Raw genomic sequence first — 4,827 nt, 5'->3', positions numbered from 1 at the left:
CGCCGCCGTCGGCACTGGCGCCGCCGCAGGGGCTGGCGCTGCCGGAGCAGGTCTTGCCATCTCGGCTCTGGGCGTTTCGGCAATCGGCGTCTGCGAGATCTGCATAGGCTGAGCCTCGCCGACATCTCCCGCCGTCTCGATCCGCACCAGCGGGGCCTTGACCGCGATGCGGTCTCCAACCTCGCCGGCAAGCCATATGACGATGCCATTGACGGGAGACGGAATTTCCACGGTGGCCTTGTCGGTCATGACGGCGGCGATCACCATGTCCTCGCGGACGGGATCTCCTGTCTTCACGTGCCACTCCACAATCTCGGCCTCGGCGACCCCCTCCCCGACATCGGGCATCTTGATGATGAATTCGCCCACGGCTCAAGCCTCCATGACTTCGGCAAGCGCCCGCCCGACACGGCCGGGACCGGGGAAATAGTCCCACTCCTGCGCATGCGGATAGGGCGTGTCCCAGCCGGCAACGCGCACGACCGGCGCTTCGAGATGATAGAAGCAATGCTCCTGCACCAGCGCCGCGACTTCGGCGCCGAAGCCGGACGTCAGGGTTGCCTCATGCACGACGACACAGCGACCCGTCTTCGAGACTGAGTTGACGATCGTGTCGAGATCGAGCGGCAGCAGGCTTCTAAGATCGATCACCTCGGCATCGATGCCGGCATCCTCGGCTGCGGCAAGCGCCACATGCACCATGGTGCCGTAGGCAACCACGGTCACCGCCGATCCCACGCGACGCACCTCGGCCTTGCCGATCGGGATGGTGTAGTGGCCGTCAGGCACCTCTCCGAGGTCGTGTTTCGACCAGGGCGTCACCGGCCGCTCGTGATGGCCATCGAAGGGGCCGTTATAGAGGCGCTTCGGCTCTAGGAACATGACAGGATCGGGATCCTCGATCGCCGCGATCAGCAGGCCTTTGGCGTCATAGGGATTGGACGGCACAATCACCTTCAGCCCGCAGACATGGGTAAAAAGCGCCTCCGGACTCTGGCTGTGCGTCTGGCCGCCGAAGATTCCGCCGCCGGTCGGCATGCGCACCACGATCGGGCAGGTGAAATCGCCGTTGGACCGGTAGCGGATGCGAGCCGCCTCCTGCGTCAGCTGGTCATAGGCCGGATACATGTAATCGGCGAACTGGATTTCGACACAGGGCTTCAGCCCGTAGGCGGCCATGCCAATCGCCGTGCCGACGATTCCGGATTCGCTGATCGGCGTATCGAAGCAGCGCGTTCTGCCGTATTTTGCCTGCAGGCCCTGCGTCGAGCGAAAGACGCCGCCGAAATAGCCGACGTCCTCGCCGAAAACGACGACATTGTCGTCGCGTGCCATCGAGACGTCCATAGCGCTGCGCACGGCCTCGATCATCGTCATTCTGGCCATGTCAGTACCCCGCCTTCTGCCGCTGGCGGCGGATATGCGGCGGCATCTCGGCATAGACGCCCTCGAAAATGTCGCGCACCGAAGGCCTGCCGCCGGCATGCAGCGTGCCATGCGCCTCTGCCTGGCGCTGCGCCTCGATCACCTCGTCCATGATTTCGGCTTCGGCCTGTACATGCCGCTCCTCCGACCATGCACCCTTGACGATCAGATGTTTCTTCAGCCGCAGCACGGGATCGCCGAGCGGCCAGACCTCCGATTCCGTCTTGGGTCGATAGGCACTCGGATCGTCGGAGGTCGAATGGGCGCCGACGCGATAGGTCACATATTCGATCAGCGTCGGGCCGAGATTGCGCCGCGCGCGATCCGCCGCCCAGCGGGCGACGGCATGGACGGCGAGATAGTCGTTTCCGTCGACACGCAGCGCCGGAATGCCGAAGCCGAGGCCGCGCGCCGCGAAGGTGCCGGAGCCGCCGCGGGCGATGCCCTGGAAGGTGGAGATCGCCCACTGATTGTTGACGATGTTGAGGATGACCGGCGCCTTGTAGGTCGAGGCGAAAACGAGCGCCGAGTGGAAATCCGATTCCGCCGTCGATCCGTCGCCGATCCAGGCCGCGGCAATGCGGCTGTCGTTCTTGATCGCCGAGGCCATCGCCCAGCCGACGGCCTGCACATATTGGGTGGCGAGATTGCCCGAGATGGTGAAGAAGCCATGTTCCTTGGAGGAATACATGATCGGCAATTGCCGGCCGCGCAGGGGATCGCTCTCGTTCGAGTAGATCTGGTTCATCATCTCGACCATCGGATAGTCGTCGGCAATCAGCAGACCTGCCTGGCGATAGGTCGGGAAATTCATGTCTCCCTTCTCGAGCGCCTTGCGAAAGGCGCAGCTGACGGCCTCTTCACCGAGATGCTGCATGTAGAAGGAGGTCTTGCCCTGCCGCTGCGCCATCAGCATGCGGGCGTCGAAGGCGCGCAGCTTCATCATGTTGCGAAGCCCGGTCAGCAACTCCTCATTGGAGAGCGACCCTGCCCAGGGACCGACCGCCTCGCCTTCGCGATTCAAAACACGGATGATGGAATAGGCGAGGTCGCGGATATCTTCGGATGCGACATCCACCTCCGGCCGTGGCACCGAACCGGCCTTGGCAATCTTGACGTTGGAAAAATCGGGCTGACCGCCGGGGCGAACGGCGGGTTCGGGAACATGCAGGCTCAACCGAGCGGAATCCACCATGCTTTTTCTTTCCTCCCTTTGCCGGCCTTGCTCCTCTCCTCCAGAAGCAGGGCCGGATGTGGTTCTTATAGGTTGCGGGCGATCACCATGCGCTGCACGTCGCTCGTTCCTTCATAGATCTGGCAGATGCGTACATCGCGATAGATGCGCTCAACCGGATAGTCAGCCATGTAGCCATAACCGCCATGGATCTGGATCGCATCGGAGCAGACGCGCTCGGCCATCTCGGAGGCAAAGAGCTTCGCCATCGAGGCTTCCGACAGGCAGGGCAGCCCGGCCTCCCTGAGCGAGGCGGCATGAAAAACAAGTTGCCGGGCCGCCTCGATCCGCACCGCCATATCGGCAAGGCGGAAAGCAACGGCCTGATGCTCGACGATCGGCTTGCCGAAGGCCGTGCGCTCTTTGGCATAGTCGCGCGCCGCCTCAAAGGCCGCCCGCGCCATGCCGACGGCCTGCGCCGCAATGCCGATCCGTCCCCCCTCGAGATTGGCGAGCGCGATGCGATAGCCCTCGCCTTCCGCACCGAGCCTGAGTTCTGCCGGAATGCGCATGCTGTTGAAGGCGATCTGGCAGGTATCGGAGGAATGCAATCCAAGTTTTTCCTCGACGCGGATCACCTCGTAGCCCGGCGTATCCGTCGGCACGATGAAGGCGGTGATGCCCTTCTTGCCGACATCGGGATCGGTAACGGCAAAGACGATAATGACATCGCCGTTCTTGCCCGAGGTGATGAATTGCTTGGAGCCGTCGATCACGTAGTGGTCACCGTCACGCCGCGCCCGGGTCTTCAGGTTCGAAGCATCGGAACCGGCCTGCGGCTCGGTCAACGCAAAGCCGCCAATCCATTCGCCGCTTGCCAGTTTCGGCAGGAAGCGCTGCCGCTGCTCCTCGGTACCGAATTTCAGGATCGGCACACAGCCGACGGAGCTATGCACGCTCATGATCGTCGAACACGTCCCGTCACCCGCGGCAATTTCCTCCAGCGCCGCGGCATAGGCGACCACGCCGGTATCCGATCCCCCATAGGCTTCCGGCACCAGCATGCCGAGCAGCCCGAGTTCACCCATCTCCTTCAGTTCCTGGCGCGGGAAGAGATGCTCCCGGTCGCGTTTGGCTGCCCCCGGCGCCAGCCGGTCACGGGCAAAGTCGCGGGCGAGATCTGAGATCTGCTGCTGGAGGTCGGAAAGGATCATCTGTTCTCTCCCTCTCCTATTGCCGTTCGATGGCAACGGCGGTCGCCTCGCCGCCGCCGATGCAGAGCGCCGCCATGCCGCGCTTCAGGTCGTATCGCTCCAGTGCTGCAAGCAGCGTCACCAGGATGCGAGCCCCCGAGGCGCCGATCGGATGGCCTAGCGCGCAGGCGCCGCCATGCACATTCACTTTTTCATGCGGCAGGTTGAGATCGCGCATCGCCGCCATGGCGACGACGGCGAAAGCCTCGTTGATTTCGAACAGATCGACCTCCGACAGCGGCAAGCCAGTGCGATCGGACAGTTTCTGCAACGCGCCGATCGGCGCCGTGGCGAAAAGATTGGGCGCCTGCGAATGAGTGGCATGGCCAAGGATGGTGGCAAGCGGCTTGAGGCCGCGATGCTCCGCCTCGGAGCGGCGCATCAGCACCAGGGCTGCCGCGCCATCGGAGATCGAGCTGGAATTGGCGGCGGTCACCGTGCCGCCCTCGCGGAAGGCGGGTTTCAGCGTCGGGATCTTGTCGAGCTTCGCCTTGCCGGGCTGTTCGTCGCGGCTCGCCACCTGCTCGGCTTTGCCTGATTTTACCGTGACCGGCACAATCTCACTTTCGAAACAGCCTTCGGCAATCGCCTTCTGCGCCCGCGTCAGCGAGGCGATGGCGTAGTTGTCCTGCGCCTCGCGCGTGAATTGATAGGCCTCGGCGCAATCCTCCGCGAAGCTGCCCATCAAGCGCCCCTTGTCATAAGCATCCTCCAGCCCGTCGAGGAACATGTGATCCACGACACGCCCATGGCCGAGCCTGTAGCCGCCACGGGCCTTGTCAAGAAGATAGGGCGCATTCGTCATGCTTTCCATGCCACCTGCAATCGCCACTGAGGCGCTGCCGGCGGCAATCAGGTCATGCGCCATCATCACCGCCTTCATGCCCGAGCCGCACATCTTGTTGACGGTACTCGCCGCGGTGGCGAAAGGCAGGCCGGCATGGATCGCCGCCTGGCGCGCCGGCGCCTGCCCCT

General features: G+C 63.7%; 5 protein-coding genes. All 5 read right to left on the bottom strand.

The features are described from left to right. The coding region (locus tag MOV76_RS38345; RefSeq protein WP_309506908.1) for a biotin/lipoyl-containing protein at positions 1-369 on the bottom strand (369 nt) is incomplete at its 3' end. Between the two features lie 3 nt (positions 370-372). Beyond that, positions 373-1,386 carry an alpha-ketoacid dehydrogenase subunit beta gene (locus MOV76_RS38340; protein WP_027683108.1) on the bottom strand — a complete coding sequence of 338 codons (1,014 nt, stop codon included), beginning with the start codon at positions 1,384-1,386 and terminating at the stop codon, positions 373-375. A gap of 1 nt (position 1,387) precedes the next feature. Next, positions 1,388-2,620, bottom strand: a complete 1,233-nt coding sequence (locus MOV76_RS38335; RefSeq protein ID WP_047620467.1) for a 3-methyl-2-oxobutanoate dehydrogenase (2-methylpropanoyl-transferring) subunit alpha — start codon at positions 2,618-2,620, stop codon at positions 1,388-1,390. Positions 2,621-2,685: 65 nt separating this feature from the next. Further along, a complete protein-coding gene (locus MOV76_RS38330; RefSeq protein ID WP_047620466.1) occupies positions 2,686-3,813 on the bottom strand; it encodes an acyl-CoA dehydrogenase family protein in 1,128 nt (375 codons plus the stop codon). Positions 3,814-3,829: 16 nt separating this feature from the next. Further along, positions 3,830-4,827, bottom strand: a 998-nt coding sequence (locus MOV76_RS38325) for an acetyl-CoA C-acyltransferase (protein WP_247266515.1), incomplete at its 5' end; no start/stop codon positions are given.

The organism is Rhizobium sp. PRIMUS64, from assembly GCF_023006465.1.
In the GTDB taxonomy this organism is placed as follows: domain Bacteria; phylum Pseudomonadota; class Alphaproteobacteria; order Rhizobiales; family Rhizobiaceae; genus Rhizobium; species Rhizobium leguminosarum.
Note: the sequence above shows the minus strand (reverse complement) of the source record. Positions and strands in the feature narration are given on the sequence as shown.

What these genes read in the sequence shown, in the direction of transcription:
- MOV76_RS38340 (WP_027683108.1), bottom strand. Translation starts at nt 1,386, where the DNA reads ATGGCCAGAATGACGATGATCGAGGCCGTGCGCAGCGCTATGGACGTC.
- MOV76_RS38335 (WP_047620467.1), bottom strand. Translation starts at nt 2,620, where the DNA reads ATGGTGGATTCCGCTCGGTTGAGCCTGCATGTTCCCGAACCCGCCGTT.
- MOV76_RS38330 (WP_047620466.1), bottom strand. Translation starts at nt 3,813, where the DNA reads ATGATCCTTTCCGACCTCCAGCAGCAGATCTCAGATCTCGCCCGCGAC.